The organism is Thermomonas fusca (assembly GCF_005862345.1).
GTDB classification, from domain to species: domain Bacteria; phylum Pseudomonadota; class Gammaproteobacteria; order Xanthomonadales; family Xanthomonadaceae; genus Thermomonas; species Thermomonas fusca.
Genome location: NZ_SROY01000007.1, coordinates 18,474 through 34,900 on the forward strand (window position 1 = coordinate 18,474; position 16,427 = coordinate 34,900).

Consider the following 16,427-nt stretch of genomic DNA (forward strand, 5'->3'; position numbering starts at 1 on the left):
CACTAGCCTGTGTGCTCGCCCGCCGCGCGCCGCGCGGGGCCCGGCCAACGCCGCAGGACCGCCATGCTCGACGATCTGCTGCCCTACTACGAGAACGAACTGACCTACCTTCGGCGGCTGTCGAAGGAGTTCGCAGCGCATTACCCCAAGATCGCCTCGCGGCTGCAGATGGAAGGCGAGGCCTGCGAGGACCCCCACGTCGAGCGGATGATCGAGTCGTTCTCGTTCCTGACCGCGCGCATCCACAAGAAGCTGGACGACGAATTCCCGCAGATCACCGAGGCGATGCTGTCGGTGCTGTACCCGCACTTCCTGCGCCCGGTGCCGTCGATGTCGGTGGCGCAGCTGGCGCTGGCGGCTGGCGCCGACATCAACGAAATGCAGGAAATGCCGCGCCACAGCGAACTGCTGACGCGGCCGGTGCAGGGCCTGCCGATCCGCTATCGCACCGCCTATCCGGTGCAGGTGTGGCCGATCCGGGTGGCGCAGGCGCAGCTGGAAGCAGCCGAACGCTCGGCCTTCGCGGTGACCCGCAACGACACCGTCGCCACCCTGCGTCTGCGCATCGAGGCCACCGGCCAGCTGCCGCTGTCGCAGCTGCCGATCCGCCAGCTGCGCTTCTATCTGGATGGTGAAAGCCCGCTGGTGCACGCGCTGCACGAACTGCTGCTCAATTCGTCTGCCGGCATCACCCTGCGCGCGCCGGACGATGCGCCGCAGGTGCCGCCGCTGCGGCTGCCGCAGGGCAGCCTGCGCCCGGTCGGTTTCGCCGAAGACGAGGCCCTGCTCGACTACGACCCGCGTTCGTTCCTCGGCTACCGGCTGATCCAGGAATACTTCGTGCTGCCGGAGAAATTCCTGTTCGTGGACCTGGCCGGGCTGGACCTGTCGCGCTTCGACCGCGCGCTGGAAATCGCCATCGAGTTCAACGCCTTCGGCCGGCCGGAGCGGCTGGCGCGGCTGGAACAGACCGTGTCCGCGGACACCTTCCGACTGTTCTGCACGCCGGTGGTCAACCTGTTCAAGCAGCAGGGCGAGCCGATCCGGCTGTCGCAGGAACGCCACGAATACCAGATCGTCCCCGATGTGCGCCGGCCGCTGGGGCTGGAGGTGTATTCGGTGGACTGGGTGCGCAAGTTCAGCCGCGGCCCCGGCGGCAACGATTCGGTCGAGTTCCATCCCGCCTATTCGGTGCAGCACGGCCTGCACGACGACGGCAACGGCCATTACTGGTACCTGCAGCGGCGGCCGTCGCTGCTGCCGGGGGATGACGGCGCCGACGTGATGCTGAGCCTGGTCGACCGCGACATGAACCCGCGCGCGCCCGGCGTGGACACGCTGTCGGTCAGCCTGACCTGCACCAACCGCGACCTGCCGGCGCAGCTCCCGTTCGGCGGCGACGACAGCCTGCTGCAGCCCGAACAGGGCGGCGTGATCGCCTCCGCACGGCTGCTGAAGAAACCCAGCCCGACCAGGCGCGCGCCGATGCGGCAGGCCAACCAGTGGCGGCTGATCTCGCACCTGTCGCTGAACCATCTGTCGATCGTCGATGGCGGCCGCGAAGCGCTGCTGGAAATCCTCAACCTCTACAACTTCGCCGACTCCGGCAGCCTGCGCAAACAGATCGCCGGCATCACCGGGGTCGGCGGGCATCCGTCGGTGACCCGCATCGGCCAGGCGCCGCGGCAGGCCTTCGTCCGCGGCACCGAAATCGAGCTGGATTTCGACGAAAACCAGTACGTGGGCTCCGGCGTTTACCTGATGGCCTGCGTGCTGGATCACTTCTTCGGGCTCTACTGCACCGCCAATTCCTACACCCGCCTGAGCGTGCGCAGCGAGCAGCGCGAGGACTGGCTGGTGCGCTTCGCGCCGCGCAGCGGGAGCCTGCCGCTGGTATGAGCGACGACATTGCAGCCGCCGCGCCCACCGCCACCGAGCCGCGCGACATCGACCCGATGCGCCCGGCGCTGGAACGGCTGCAGGCGCAGCCGGGGCGGTTCGGCTTCTTCCAGGCGGTGCGATTGCTGTACGGCGCCAACGGTTTCGACGGCCGCGGCAGCGGCGCGCGTCCCGGCCCGCTGCGTTTCACCGCCCCGGCGTCGCTGGCGTTTCCCGTTTCGGAGCTGGCCGCGATCGACGGCCACGACCGCGACACCCGCGTCTGCGTCAACTTCATGGGCCTCACCGGCCCCTCGGGGGTGCTGCCGCGCAGCTACACCGAGCTGTTGATCGCGCGCAGGCTGGATCGCGATCGCGGCGCGCAGGAATTCCTCGACATCTTCAACCACCGGCTGGTGGCGTTGTTCTGGCTGGCCTGGGCCAAACACCGGCCGGAAATCGGCCGCGAGTTCGGCTTCCAGAACTCGGTGCTGCGCTATCTGGAGCACCTGGTCGGACTGGGCACGCCGGCGCTGCAGGCGCGGCTGCACCCAGGCAAGCACGGCACCACCGGGGCCAAGCCGCTGCCCGGCGCAGCGATGGCGTATTTCTCCGGCCTGATCGCGCAGCGCCCACACGGCGAACGCGCGATCGCGCAGGTGGTGTCGGCGGTGGTCGGCGCGCCGGTGGAAGCACGTGGTTGCCTGGGCACCTGGCAGACCATCACCGACGAGGCCCGCACCCGGCTGGGCCGCAACAGCCACCAGCTGGGCGCCGGTTGCGTGCTGGGCGCGCGCTACTGGGACCGCCAGACCACGCTGCGGCTGACCGTTGGCCCCCTGCGGCGCGACAAGTTCAACGCCCTGCTTCCGCGCGGCGAACGCCTGGGCGACGTGATCGAACTCACCCGTTTCCTCACCGGGCTGGCGCTCGACCTGCGCGTGCGCCTGTCGCTGCGTGCCGATGAAATGCCGCCGCTGCGGCTGGGCGCGCGCGGCGCCGACCGCCCACAGCTGGGCTGGAACACCTGGCTGCGCGGGCCGCCCCGCCAGCAACCCGCAACCGACGCCGAATTCCACTTTTCCGCAATGGGAGGCCAGTCATGGCACTGAATCTGCGCGCGCTGATCGCACGCCTCAACCCCACCGTCCGCAGCGCGATGGAGGGCGCGGCCGGCCTGTGCATGTCGCGCGGACACTACGAAGTGGAAGTGGAGCACGTGCTGGCCAAGTTGATGGAGGTCGAGAACAGCGACATCCGCCGCATCCTGCGCCAGTTCGAGATCGCCCCGGAGGCGCTGGAGCGCGAGCTGGGCAAGGCGCTGGACGGTTTCAAGAGCGGCAACCAGCGCACCCCGGCGCTGTCGGCGATGCTGCCCAAGCTGTTCGAAGCAGCGTGGGGCTGGGCCTCGATCGAATTCGGCGAAGCAAGGATCCGCAGCGGCCACGTGCTGATCGCGCTGCTGGCCGATGCCGAACTGCGCCGGCTGGTGTCGGTGAGCGCGCGCTCGCTGGAGAAGATCAACCTCGAAACCCTGACCAAGAACTTCCACGCCCTGACCGAGGCATCTTCGGAAGCAAAGGACGCGCGCGCGCTTGGGGATACCGGAGGTGCGGCCGTCGGCGGCGATGCAGCCACGCCGGGCGCTGCCGCCGGCGGCGGCAAGCCCAGCCGGACGCCCAACCTCGACCAGTACTGCATCAACCTCACGCAGCGCGCGCGCGAAGGCCAGCTGGACCCGGTGCTCGGCCGTGATTCGGAAATCCGGCTGATGATCGACGTGCTGACCCGGCGCCGCCAGAACAATCCCATCCTCACCGGCGAGGCCGGCGTCGGCAAGACCGCGGTGGTCGAAGGGCTGGCGCTGCGCATCGCGCAGGACGACGTGCCGCCGCAGCTGCAGGGCGTGGAGCTGCTGTCGCTGGACCTGGGCCTGCTGCAGGCCGGCGCTTCGGTGAAGGGAGAGTTCGAGAACCGGTTGAAGGGCGTGATCGAGGAGGTCAAGTCCAGCCCGAAGCCGATCATCATGTTCATCGACGAGGCGCACACGCTGATCGGTGCCGGCGGCGCGGCCGGCCAGAACGACGCGGCCAACCTGCTCAAGCCCGCGCTGGCCCGCGGCGAGATGCGCACGATCGCCGCCACCACCTGGAGCGAATACAAGAAGTATTTCGAAAAGGACCCCGCCCTGACCCGCCGCTTCCAGGTGGTGAAGGTGGACGAGCCCGACGACGAAAAAGCCGTGTCGATGCTGCGCGGGGTCGGCCGGGCGATGGCCGCGCACCACAAGGTGCGCATCCTCGACGAAGCGATTACCGAAGCGGTGAAGCTGAGCTCGCGCTTCATCCCCGGCCGCCAGCTGCCGGACAAGGCGGTCAGCGTGCTCGACACCGCCTGCGCCAAGATCGCGATCGGCCAGAACGCCACCCCGGCGCGGATCGAGGACGCGCGTCGCCGGCTGGACGTGCTGGCCACCGAGCGCACGCAGCTGGACAACGAGCAGGCCGGCGGCGCCGATCACGGCAAGCGGCTGGGCGAGATCGCCGACGAATCGACGAAGCTCGGCGAGTCGCTGGCCGCCGACGAGGCCCGTTTCGCGCAGGAAAAGGAACTGGTGGCGAAGATCCACGCCGAGCTTGACCGCATCGAAGCGCTGCCCGAGGGCGATGCCGCGCGCGCCGACGCGCTGGCCACGCTCAACGCCGCGCGCGCTGAGCTGAAGGCGCTGCAGGGCTTCGAACCGATGATCCTGCCGGTGGTGGATTCGTCGGCGGTGGCGCAGATCATCGCCGGTTGGACCGGCATCCCCGTCGGGCGCATGGTCGCCGACGAGATCCAGACTGTGCTCCGGCTCAAGGAGACGCTGGAGCAGCGGGTGATCGGGCAGAGCCATGCGCTGGACGCCATCGCCCAGCGCGTGCGCACTTCGCGCGCCAATCTGGAGGACCCGGACAAGCCCAAGGGCGTGTTCCTGCTGGTCGGCACCTCCGGCGTCGGCAAGACCGAAACCGCGATCGCGCTGGCCGATGCCCTGTACGGCGGCGAGCGCAGCATGATCACGATCGCCATGTCCGAATACCAGGAGGCGCATACGGTCTCCAGCCTCAAGGGCAGCCCGCCCGGCTACGTCGGCTACGGCGAGGGCGGCGTGCTGACCGAAGCGGTGCGGCGCCGGCCGTATTCGGTGGTGCTGCTGGATGAAATCGAGAAGGCCCATCCCGACGTGCTGGAGCTGTTCTTCCAAGTCTTCGACAAGGGCCGCATGGAAGATGGCGAAGGCCGCGAGATCGACTTCCGCAACACCCTCATCATCCTCACCTCCAACGCCGGCACCGACCTGGTGATGCAGGCCTGCAGCGAGTCCGAGGAGCTGCCAACCGTCGAGTCCCTCAACGAACTGCTCAAGCCCGAACTCAACCGGGTGTTCAAGCCGGCCTTCCTCGGCCGCACCGCGGTGGTGCCCTACTACCCGCTGCGCGACGCGGACATGCGCAAGATCGTGCGGCTCAAACTCGACAAGATCGGCAAGCGGATCCGCGCCAACCACGGCGCGGTGTTCGAATTCGACGATGCGGTGGTGGACGCGATCGCCGATCGCTGCACCGAGGTCGATTCCGGCGCCCGCAACATCGACAACATCCTCACCGGCACGGTGCTGCCGGAGGTTTCCGGCTACGTGCTGGAGCGGATGGCCGAAGGCGGCGGCGTCCACGGCATCCGCATCGGTGTCGGCGAGGCTGGCCGCTTCGACTATGCGGTGACCTGAGGCGCGCGCACGCCGCACGCCGGCGTGCGACCTAGCCCGTCCGCCCTATGCCGGCCATTAGGCCGGCCCGGGCATAGCACTTCGGGTGAATGTTCGCAGGCGCCCGCAGCCCCGACGATTGGCACGAACAACCGCCGAACCCGCCATGTCCACGTTCTCCACCCGCAACCGGATGTACTTCCTGACCCTGGATGGCAAACAGGAGGACGAGCTGCTGGTCGACGAAATGCACGGCGAGGAAGGCGTTTCTCAGCTGTTCCAGCTGCGCCTGAAGCTGCTGTCCAGCGAGTCGCACTTCGCGCCCGACGAGATCATCGGCAAGAGCGCCATCCTGCGCATCGAGACCTGGGACACCGGCCACAGCGGCGGCGAGCGCCATTGGAGCGGCTATGTCTCCCGCTTCGCGGTGACCGGCTGCATCCCGGCCACGCACGACAAGAGCGGCGACCTCTTCTGCTACGAATGCGACATCGTGCCGTGGTTCTGGTTCATGACCCAGAACGAGGACTGCCGCATCTTCCAGAACCTGACGGTGGCGGACATCATCGACACCGTGTTCGCGGAGTTCGGCTACAGCGACTACAAGCTGGAGCTGTCGAAGAGCTACCCCAGGCTCGAGTACTGCACCCAGTTCAACGAGAGCACCTATGCCTTCCTGTGCCGCCTGATCGAGCGCGAAGGCATCTATTTCTATTTCCGCCACGACGAGTCCAGCGAGGCCCGGCACATCCTCGTCTTCAGCGACAACAAGGACCACAACCCGCGCCTGGAACCGTTCCAGGTGCCGTTCCACCACGAGGGGCATGCGGAGGGCACGGATGCGGTCCGCAAACTCTCCTCCACCCAGCAGGTGCGGACGCGCGCGGCCACCCTGGCCGACTGGGACTACGTCAAACGGGCGCCGCTCAGCGAAAACACCCCCACCCTGGTGAGCGCCGGCAGCGATCTGGGGCTGGAGATCTACCGCTATCCCGGCGGCTTCACCCCGGCCAGCGGCGCCGCCGACGCATCCGTCGGCAAGCATCTGACCAACGTGCTGATGGAGTCGCAGGAAAGCAGCCACCTGCTCTTCCACGGCGAAGGCCAGGTGCGCTCGTTGACCCCCGGCCATCTGTTCGAGCTGGAGAACCACAGCCTCATCGAGTCGTTCAATGCGGTCTACATGGTGGTGTCGGTGCAGCACCACGCCCGCAACAACCTGATGCTGCCGGACAGCACCGCCTGGTACGGCAATACCTTCACCCTGCAGAGCAAGGACGCCATTTACCGCCCCGCGCAGGTCACGCCGCGCGGGCGCGTGCATGGCCCGCAGACCGCGATCGTCACCGGCCCGGCCGGCAACGAGGTGCATACCGACGACCTCGGCAGGATCAAGGTGCGCTTCCACTGGGATCGCAAGGTGGCCAGCCGCAAGACCAATACCCACGACGACAAATCGTCGTGCTGGGTGCGGGTGGCGCAGCTGTGGGCCGGCGCCGGCTATGGCACGTTCTTCCTGCCGCGGGTGGGAATGGAAGTGGTGGTGGATTTCCTCGACGGCGACCCCGACCGCCCGCTGGTGGTCGGCTGCGTCTACAACGGACCCAACCCGCCGCCGGTGGCGCCCGCCGACGCCACCCGCTCCACCATCAAGACGCTGTCCTCGAAAGGCGGTGGCGGCTTCAACGAGCTGCGCTTCGAGGACAAGAAGGGCAGCGAGGAAATCTTCCTGCACGCGCAGAAGGATCTGCAACTGCGCACCGGCAACTGCCGCACCGAAGCCATCGGCACCAGCGCCGACCTGTCGATCGGCAAGGACCGCACCGAAAGCATCGGCGAGAACGCCCAGCTCACCATCGGCCAGGCCCAGACCATCTCGATCGGCACCAGCCGCGCGGTCACCGCGGGAGTCGATGACTACCTGACCGTCGGTGCCAACCAGCACACCGACGTCGGCGCCAACATCGCGGTCACCGCGGGCGCCAACCACGACCTGACTGCCGGCATCAACTCCGCGGTCACCGCCGGCGTGAACATCGACATGAAGGCCGGCGTCAATCTGGTGGCAGAGGCCGGCGTCGTCATCAGTCTCAAAGCCGGCAGCAATTCGATCGTGCTGAATCCGGCCGGCGTATTCATCACCGGCAATCTGGTGATGATCAATTCGGGCGGCAGCCCGCTGTCCGCGCAGAAGGCGCAGAAAGCGGAGAAAGCGGACAAACCGAGCAAGGCCAAGGACGCGATCCAGAGCAATGCCGGCAAGGTATCGAACCCCGCCCAGCAGCTGCAGGCCCAGGCGTTGCGCAACGCTGCCCGCAGCGCCCAGCCGTTCTGCGCCGAGTGCGAAGCCGCGCGCGCGGCGCTGGAAGCGCTGGGCTGATCCGCCTGTTCATCGGCCTACCCTTCGTGACACCTGCATCCCTTACCCATCGAATTCCCGCCGCCATGTCCTTTTCCCCGCAGCTTCCGCGTATAGATCCAGTGAACACGGAATGCATCGCGCCGGAACGGGGGCTGGCCGATGGCTCGGCGGGTTTGTCCCGCGCCACACCACAAGGCGGAAATTTCTTCGTGATCGGCCAGGGTCAGTACCAACAATTGCAGCGGGCGGTGTTCGGCCAGGGCAAGCGCCCGGTCTTCGCGGTACTCGACGGGGCGATCATCGACGATCTGCCATCACGCCTGCGCCAGCACGCACCGGACGCGATGTGCCTGTTCTCCGGCGATCTCGATCCGATGCTTGCCGCGGCAGCGCCCTACCTGCTGCCGCTGGCACCCGACGCCGCGGCCACCCGGCTGGCGCTGCTGGAAGGCTGGAACGAGCACTGGGGCATCGTGCTGGTAGCCGACCCCGGCACCGACATCTATTCGCTGCGGGCGCACCTGCGGCGGGTGCTGCGGGTCAGCACCCCGGGCGGCGCGTCGATGCTGTTCCGCTTCTACGATCCACGCGCCTTCCGCAGCGTCGTCCCGACCTTCGATCCGGCCCAGCGCAAGGCGTTCTTCGGTCCGATCCACGGCTGCTACACCGAGGACCGCAGCAGCGACAGCGCGCTGTACTTCGCCCGCGACGGCCTTGAGGCACCGAACCAGCTGTCGCTGGCCGCTGCCGCCTAGGAGCCTCCATGCTCGAACTCGACCGCAAGCAGATGACCGCCATCGGCGAGACCCAGCTGCGCAACAACCTCGCCGACTTCCTCAATCGCCACCTCGGCGGCAAGGCGCCGCTGCAGCTGGATCAGCTCGATGCCGAACTCGACGCGGTCATCGCCCACTGCCGCAAGGCCGGCCTGCGCAGCCAGCGTGCGGTGGCGGCCTATGCGCTGGCCTGCTCGCTGTTCGGCAACGAGCGTGTCGGCAACGATCCTTCGATCATCGGCATCCTCGCCGACCGCAGCAGCCCGCAGATCGACCGCGCCCTGTTGATCGAAATGTGGACGGCCGCCGCATACAGCGATTTCCGCCGACTGCAGAGAGGCTGACATGTTCGAATCCTTGACCGAAGGCCTGTCCGGCATCGGCGCCGCCGCCGGCCAGGCCGTGCAGCAGGCCCAGCAGGCCGCCACCGGCGCCGCCCAGCAGGCGGCAAGCGCTGCGCAGGGCGCCATCGCCGAAGCCCAGACCGCCGTTGCCAATGCCACCAACGCCGCCGCGGGCGCAGCAAATGGTGCGGTGGCGCAGGCGCAGCAAGCGGCACAGGCGGCAGCTGCGCAGGCGGGCTCGATGGCACAGGGCGCGCTCGCGCAAGCCAACCAGGCGCTGGACGATGCCCGCAACGCCGCCAACGACATCGCGCAGAACACGCTGGCGCAAGCCAACGCTGCCCTCACCCAGGCCCGCGAGCAGGCCGGCGCCGCCGCGCAGGGCGCGCTTGCGCAGGCGCAGGCTGCGGTGGATGCTGCGCAGCAGCAGGCGCAAGCCGTGGTGCAGGGCGCGCTGGAGCGCGCAGGGGAGGCGCTGGACAGCGCCATGGACAGCGCCGAGCAGGCCGCGCAAGCGCAGCTCGACCGTGCGATGGGCATGGTCGACAACGCCACCGCGCTGGTCGAGGACGGCGTCAACAACGCGCTGGCGACTGCCAACAACGCCATCGACCAAGCCCAGGACCTGCTGCGCAACGCCGCCACCGACGCCCTCGAGCAGGCGCGCAGCGCCACCCTGGATCGGGCACGCGACGCCTTGGGCCCGGTCCAGGCCGCACTGGACACCCTGCCCGCCGCCTTCCCAAACCTGCCGGTGGAATTCCCCGCCTCGGATTGCCCCTATGTCCGCGCCCTGCGGGACGCGCTGGCGCGCCGCGCCGCGCAGGCCAACAATGCCCTCGGCAACGCCGGCAACGCGCTGCAGAACATCGCAGGGCCGCTGCTGGAACAGGCCAACGGCCTGCTCGACCAGGCCAACGGCATGGCGGATCAGGCGCTTGCCGCGATGGACGATGCCTGTGCCGCGCTGGACGACGCGCAGGCGCTGGCCAACGGTGCGGCCAAGTCGGCGCTGGACGCCGCCAAGGGCGCAGTGCAGCAGGCCCAGCAGGCGGTGCGCGACGGCGCGAATGCGGCGATCGGCCAGGCCCGCAGCGCGGTGGATTCGGCGCGCGACCAGGTACAGCAGACGGCGCAGGGCGCCATCGACCAGGCCATGGCGGCGGTGGATTCCGCCCAGCAGCAGGCCGGCGACGCCGCCCAGCAGGCACTGGATGGCGCCCAGCAGGCGGCGGCGACGGCCCAGCAGCAGGCCAACCAGGTCGCGCAGCAGACGCTGGCGCAGGCCAACCAGGCCGCGCAACAGGCCCAGCAGGCGCTCAACGGCGCCGCGCAGGGGGCGCTGAACACGGCGCAAACCGCGGCCCGGGAAGCAGCCGCCAGCGCCGGTGACGCCGCGCAGGCCGCCATCGGCAAGGCCCAGGCCGCGGTCGCGGATGCAGCGGCCAGCGCCGCACGCGCCGCCAACGTCGCGGTCGCCGGCGCGCAGTCCGCGATGGCCGGCGCCGGCCAGGCCATCGGCAACGCGGCGAATTCGCTGGGCAATCTGTCCGGTTAGGATGGCCGCGACCGCGCGGCGCGCACCAGCTGCGCCGCAAGGCTAGGGAATCATTTCCTTGGTCTGCCCCGGGAAACCGACGGTGACCACACCGCCCCAGGCGCATTGACTGGTGCAGGTATTGTCGAGCGCGGGAATACCGCCAATCAACACGGTGGGCGCACCCGGCTTCCACGGCGTGGTCACCGGGATACAGGGCATCGGAGTCAGCACCCCCGATGCGGCGGCGGTGGCGCTGGCCACCATCGGGTTGCTCGGTGTGGTGCACATGGCGAACGGCATGATGTTCTTCATCGGCACGAAATCCATGATCGTGGCCGCCGGCATCATGCTCGACATGACCCGGTTCTCCGGCGTCACCACCAGCGCGGAAGGCGCCACCCCGAACGAACAGGTCAGGATGGCGCCATTGACGACATGGATCGGCATGGCGCGTCCGCAGGCCCGCGGGCTCAGCCGCCAGTGGCCATGATTTCGACGCGACGGTTTTCCCCGGCCTCCGGGTCGTTGGCGTTGAGCAGCTGGCTCTCGCCCTTGCCGACGGCGCGCAGGCGCGCCGAAGACACGCCGTGCTCCATCAGGTAGCTCCGCACGGCAGCGGCGCGACGGTCCGACAGCGCCTTGTTGTAGCCCGCGGAACCCTTGGCGTCGGTATGCCCGATCACGGTGAAGCTGCGGTTCTCCAGCTGCGGCGACACCAGCGCCTTGGCCAGCGTAGCCATGGTCTGTTCGGAGCTGCCGGAGATCCGGTCGGAGTTGAAATCGAAATTGATCTGCATGTTGATGGAGGCGGCCTTGGCCGGCTTGGCCACGGATGGGGGCGCGGTGGTGGCCATCGCCGCGGCGCCGGGGCGCAGCGCGCGGGTCTGGCCCTGTGCCTGTTCGGTGCTCTCGGCCTTCAGGCTGTTGATGATCGAATCCACCGACGGCGCGCCCTGCGCGTCCTGGGCGAACGCCCCGCCACACCCGGCCAGCAGGGCAACCGCCAGCGCGCCGCGGACAATCTGGATCATGTTCATTGATGCATCCTCGTGGTTTTGCGGCCTGGCGGCCGGATCGGTCACATGCGCCGCGCGCATGCCGGGCGGACATCGCCCGCGTGATGGAAAGAGTCTGCTACCGCTGCGCGGCGAATTCGATACACCGTTCGGCCTAGTCCTGCATGCACCCCTGCGCCGGCCAGCTGCCGCCCGGCAGCCGGCCGCGTCGCCGCCTGCTCTTCAGAAATCGCCGCAACCGTTGCGGCGCTGGCTTTCGAAGCAGTTGGTGAGGTTCGGCCGGGTACGCACCTTCGACCATTCCATCGCCAGCGCGTCACCCGCCGACGCCAGCGGCTGATCATCCAGCGTGGCATTGATGGCGCAGACCGGCGCGGTGCCGAGGTTGCGGTCGTAGACATAGGTGTCCACCGTCTCGTGGATCAGGTTGACCGGTCTGCCGTCGATGTACGGCAGCGGGATGACCTGCAGCGCAGTGGCGTTGGAGGGTGCCTGGGCGAACACATAGTTCTTTGCGCTGGCGCCGCCATTGATCGGGTAATAGCCGACTGGCGACAGCGGGCCTGCCGGCGAGTTCCACACTGCGGCGCTGCCGAACACGCTTTCCAGCGTATCGCCGTTGCGGAATCCGGTGACGGTGCCACCCAGCCGCGGATTGGGGATGCCGAGGTAGCGGGTGATCGCGTCCGCGGTGAACAGCAGGGTGGCCGGGGTGATGCTCAATGTGCCGGGCAGGATCTGGATGCGGTAGCCGGCATTCGAGGTGAAGTTGCCCAGGATCGCGTACTGGCCGACATCGCTGCCGATCCCGGCGGTGGTGCCCGGCGTGCCGTTGGCCACGTTCGCAAGCGCGTCTCCCAGCACCGCGCCCGACACCGAGTAGGTGAACGCGGGGTTGGCCAACCCGTATTCCCGCGACAGGCTGTCGACGGTGATGGTTGCGGTGGGCTGCTGGACGTAGATGAAGTGGTTGTCGCCGCTGGCGACGGTGACCCCGCAGGCGCCGAGGTAAGCGCAGTTGTACAGGTTGGGCAGGTTGCCGCTGCCGCCGAGGCCGCCGCGGTTCTCGCCCTCCCAGGTGCTGGCCCAGACCCGCCAGTCGCCGCTGGCGGACAGCCCGGCGCCCGCCGGATTCTGCAGCCGGCCCGCGGTCACCAGGTCGATGTTGGTGGCGGCCAGATCGGCGCCCAGGGTCAGGTCGCCAGCCAGGTTGCGGACCAGCAGTTCGCCACCCGCGGTGATGCCGCTGCTGCTCTCGCCCGACAGCGCGCCGGTGGCGGCGTCGAAGCCGCTGGCGGCGACGCTGCCGATGGCCAGGTCGGTGGCGTCCTGGAACTGGAAATCGCCGCCGGCCTGCCCAGCCAGGGTGGTGCTGGCGACATCGTTCTGCGCCAGCCCCAGCAGCACGTCGCCGCCGGCCTGTGCCAGCAGGCTGTGCGCGTGGATCGCCGCCGTCGCGGTCTGCACGATGCTGCCGCCGCTGAGCAGGGCCAGCACGCCGCCGCCGACATCCACACCGGCCTGCAGCTCGATGCCGCCGCTGCCGCCCTGGTTCTGCAGGGTCAGATTGCCGTTGCGGACGGTGTCCTGCGTCACCCGGATCGCGCCGGCGTGCTGGCGGCTGCCGATGACCAGCTCCGGTGCGTCGATCATCGCCAGCTCGGCGGCATCCAGCGCGAACCCGCCGCCGCTGCCCAGCAGGATGCCGTCGTCGATGCGGTCGTAGGCAAGGCCGTTCAGGTCCACCCCGCCCGGCCGCAGGTTGACGCCGGCGCCGGCGCGGATGGCGCCATCGATGCGGACCGCATCGCTGCTGCCGTCGTTGCCGGCGCGCAGCACCACCATCCCGCTGCCGGCATCCAGCAGCGTGTTTGCACCCAATGCGACGCCGGCGCCGCTGCCGCCTTCGCCCGCCAGCGCGATCCCGCCGCTGCCGGTGACGATGCTCACGCCGTTGCCGATCACCAGCCCGCTCGCAGCGGCGGCTGTGCCGCGTCCGCGCAGGTCCAGCCGGCCGCTGTCGGTGGCCAGCGTCACTGCGCCGTCAAGCAGCAGCCCGACGTCCGCGCCCACGCCCGCCACGCTGATGTCGCCGGACGTCGTGGTCAGGCTGCTGCCGGGCGAGAACGCGATGCTGGTGCCGGCGCCGGAGAGCCCCACCACGCCGATGTTGCCGGCGCCGGACAGCACCGGCAGCTGGGACAGCGTGACGCCGACCGCGGCCGGGCCGGAAGCGCTGCCATGGATGCCGATTTCGCCGCCGCCGCTGTCGAGGGTGGTGGTGCCGTAGCCGTTTCCGACCAGCATCGCACCACCGGTGGCGCCCACGCCGGACAGGAAGATGTCGCCGCCGGCGCTGACGATGCCGCCGCCATAGCCAGCCTGGAACACCAGACCTTCGGCCTGCGCGCTGCTGCCGTCCAGCGACACCTGGCCGCCACCGCTGCTGATCGAGCCGAACAGGTCCACGCCGTTGCCGCTACCGCCCTCGCCATGCACGACGATATCGCCGCCGCCGCTGTCGAAGCTGGCATAGGACACCGACACCCCGGTGCCACCGCCGCGCCCGTCCAGGAAGATGTCGCCGCCGCCGGAATCGATTGCGTAGGAAGACAGCACGATGCCGTCGCCGCTGCCGCTGGCCAGGCCGCGGATGTCGATGCTGCCGGCCTGCAGTGGACCGCTGGCGATGCGCACGCCACTCACCAACTGCGCACCTTCGCCGACGATGCGGATGTCGCCGCTGCCGACGTCCAGGCTGCCGCCTGACACCGCCACGCCGGCGTCGTCGAAACCTGCGTCGGCGCCGGTGGAGGCGCCACGCAGCAGCAGGTTGCCGCCACCGGTGGCCAAGGTGACCGCATCCAGGCGGATGCCGCTGGCATAGCTGCTGGCAAAGCCGTTGGCGGTGTCCGACTGGCCATACATCAGGATGCTGCCGCCGTTGCTGTCCAGGCTTGCGTTGCTGAAGGAAATGCCGGCAAAGCCGGTGTCGGTGCTGGCGGCATCTGCGTTGAAGCGCATGTCCAGCCGGCCGCCCTGCCCCACGATGGAGAAACCGGTGCCGCCGATGCTGCCGTTGGCATCGATCGCGAACAGCAGGTCCAGCCCGCTGTCGGTCTGGATCTGCGCATCGTCGAGGTAGACATCGCTGGCGGAGCGCAGCACCACGCTGGTGCCGGTGGACAGCGCATGGTTGATCTCGGCGTCCTGCAGATTGCTGCCGCCGGCCGCGCTGTCCAGCTCGCCGGCATCGCTGCCGCTGATCACCGACAGATACGGTGCCGACATCGTCCAGATGCCCGCCACGCCGGGCGAGCCGGCCTCGACCCGCAGCCCGCGCAGGTCGAAAGCGTCGGCCAATGTGGAGGTGCTGACGATGCCGCCGGCGCTGGTGCCGGTGGCCGACAGCAGCCCGAACAGTGACAGCCCGCTGCTGCCGGACACGTCGATGCGGCCGCCCGCGCCGGCGCCGCCATTGGCGCTGATCCATGCGCGCGCACCGAGTGCGGTATCTCCGCCTACCAGCGATACCTGGCCACCCCGCCCGGCCGCGCCATCCGCCAGGATCGAGGACAGCGAATAGATCCGCGCCTGGTTGGTCGCCACGATGTCCACCACGCCGCCGTTGATCGCGCCGGAGGCATTGATGAGGCTGCCGACCGACGCCGGGTCGGTCGGGTTCAGCGGCGCGGCATCATTGTTGAACATGACGAAATCGCTGGCCCGCACGAGCACGGTGCCGCCGCTGGCGCCGGCCTGGCCGGAGACGTCCAGCTCGCCGGTGAAGGGGTCCGCCGTAGGCGACGAGAAGCCTATCGAGACCAGGCCATCGGTGGTCAACTCGATGCGCCCCCCCCTGCTGACCAGGCTCTGCGCCCGCAGGGTGCCGACGTTGATGATGTCGCCGCCACCGACGCTGGAGGCGGCGGTACGCATCAGGATCTGCCCGCCGTCGGCATTGATGGTGCCGCTGTTGGCCAGGGTCGGAAGCACCGGTCCCGGACAGGGGAAGGACGGACAGGCGGTCGAGCCGGGTTTGGCGACCCCCGGCCCCTGGATGGTCAACATGGTCAGGCCGTCACCCGCGAAATCCAGGGTCACGTTTTCGGCCGAACCCATCACCACGCTGCCGCCGGGCGTCGTGATCGTCCCCTGGTTGAACACCTGGCGACCGAGCAGCGCCACCGTGCCGCCCGCGGTGGTGGTGATGGCGGCGCCCACATCCGTGGTGATGGCCTGATTGCCGACGTCCGTCATCGGCTCGAACCGGTAACTGCCGCTGGCAACGCCGGCGTCGAAATTCGCGTTGCTGATGTCCATGGTCGACGCCACCAGCGCGCCCACGTTCACCTGCGAACCGCCGCCGAAGGTGATCCCTGCCGGATTGATGATGAACACGCTGCCGTTGGCGCTCAGGGTGCCATCGATGGCGGATGCGGTGGCGCCATAGCCGTAGCCCACCACCCGGTTCAGGGTCACGCTGGAGGCGCCGAACTGCTGGTCGAAGGTGACCCCGTAGCCGCTGCCGATGCTGAAGCTGCCCCAGTCGATGATGGCGCCCTTGCTGGTCTGGGTGATGGTCAGCTGCGAGCCGCTGGGCGGCGCGATCGACACCGCTCCCGACACCACGCTGCCGCTGTCCGGCAGGCTCTGCGCCAGCGCCGACGGCATCGCCATCGCGCCCACCAGGGCGAGCGCCAGGCGGCGGCGCAGGATCCGTTGCTGCATGCGGGTGCTCTTGTTGATGCCCATTGCCCTTCTCC

At 69.1% G+C, this 16,427-nt stretch carries 11 protein-coding genes; 8 read left to right on the plus strand and 3 right to left on the minus strand.

Annotated features, from left to right (window positions below):
• Positions 1 to 63: 63 nt before the first annotated feature.
• The 7 genes from tssF to E5S66_RS12530 all read left to right on the plus strand — a co-directional run bounded on the left by tssF (position 64) and on the right by E5S66_RS12530 (position 10,663).
• A complete protein-coding gene (tssF, locus tag E5S66_RS12495; protein WP_138349748.1) occupies positions 64 to 1,899 on the plus strand; it encodes a type VI secretion system baseplate subunit TssF in 1,836 nt (611 codons plus the stop codon).
• Entirely contained in the window at positions 1,896 to 2,990 is a 1,095-nt protein-coding gene (gene tssG / locus E5S66_RS12500) for a type VI secretion system baseplate subunit TssG (protein WP_138349750.1), read from the plus strand. Before tssF ends, tssG begins: the two co-directional genes overlap by 4 nt.
• Positions 2,981 to 5,644 (plus strand): type VI secretion system ATPase TssH, encoded by a 2,664-nt coding sequence (gene tssH, locus E5S66_RS12505; protein ID WP_138349752.1) that lies wholly within the window; start codon positions 2,981 to 2,983, stop codon positions 5,642 to 5,644. The genes tssG and tssH overlap by 10 nt, the downstream gene beginning before the upstream one ends.
• A 145-nt stretch (positions 5,645 to 5,789) precedes the next feature.
• Positions 5,790 to 8,003 carry a type VI secretion system Vgr family protein gene (locus E5S66_RS12510; RefSeq protein ID WP_138349754.1) on the plus strand — a complete coding sequence of 738 codons (2,214 nt, stop codon included), beginning with the start codon at positions 5,790 to 5,792 and terminating at the stop codon, positions 8,001 to 8,003.
• Positions 8,004 to 8,194: 191 nt separating this feature from the next.
• Positions 8,195 to 8,740: a DUF4123 domain-containing protein gene (locus tag E5S66_RS12515; RefSeq protein ID WP_171033557.1), complete on the plus strand. Its 546-nt coding sequence runs from the start codon at positions 8,195 to 8,197 to the stop codon at positions 8,738 to 8,740.
• Between the two features lie 8 nt (positions 8,741 to 8,748).
• Entirely contained in the window at positions 8,749 to 9,105 is a 357-nt protein-coding gene (locus tag E5S66_RS12520) for a hypothetical protein (RefSeq protein ID WP_028838762.1), read from the plus strand.
• Between the two features lies 1 nt (position 9,106).
• Positions 9,107 to 10,663 carry a hypothetical protein gene (locus tag E5S66_RS12530; protein ID WP_171033558.1) on the plus strand — a complete coding sequence of 519 codons (1,557 nt, stop codon included), beginning with the start codon at positions 9,107 to 9,109 and terminating at the stop codon, positions 10,661 to 10,663.
• Positions 10,664 to 10,705: 42 nt separating this feature from the next.
• Here the strand turns inward: E5S66_RS12530 and E5S66_RS12535 are convergent, their stop codons facing one another.
• The gene (locus tag E5S66_RS12535; RefSeq protein ID WP_246037236.1) at positions 10,706 to 11,026 is read right to left on the minus strand and encodes a DUF4280 domain-containing protein; all 321 of its coding nucleotides are present in this window, start codon (positions 11,024 to 11,026) and stop codon (positions 10,706 to 10,708) included.
• Between E5S66_RS12535 and E5S66_RS13800 the strand changes: the two genes are divergently transcribed.
• On the plus strand, positions 10,947 to 11,135 hold the full coding sequence (locus E5S66_RS13800) for a hypothetical protein (protein WP_246037240.1): 189 nt from the start codon (positions 10,947 to 10,949) through the stop codon (positions 11,133 to 11,135). The two genes, E5S66_RS12535 and E5S66_RS13800, sit on opposite strands and share 80 nt — an antisense overlap.
• Here E5S66_RS13800 and E5S66_RS13885 read toward each other — a convergent pair.
• Positions 11,116 to 11,682, minus strand: coding sequence for an OmpA family protein (locus E5S66_RS13885; protein WP_169380555.1), 567 nt, complete (start codon positions 11,680 to 11,682; stop codon positions 11,116 to 11,118). The genes E5S66_RS13800 and E5S66_RS13885 overlap by 20 nt on opposite strands.
• Positions 11,683 to 11,883: 201 nt before the next feature.
• Positions 11,884 to 16,416 (minus strand): beta strand repeat-containing protein, encoded by a 4,533-nt coding sequence (locus E5S66_RS12545; protein WP_138349762.1) that lies wholly within the window; start codon positions 16,414 to 16,416, stop codon positions 11,884 to 11,886.
• Between the last annotated feature and the right edge of the window lie 11 nt (positions 16,417 to 16,427).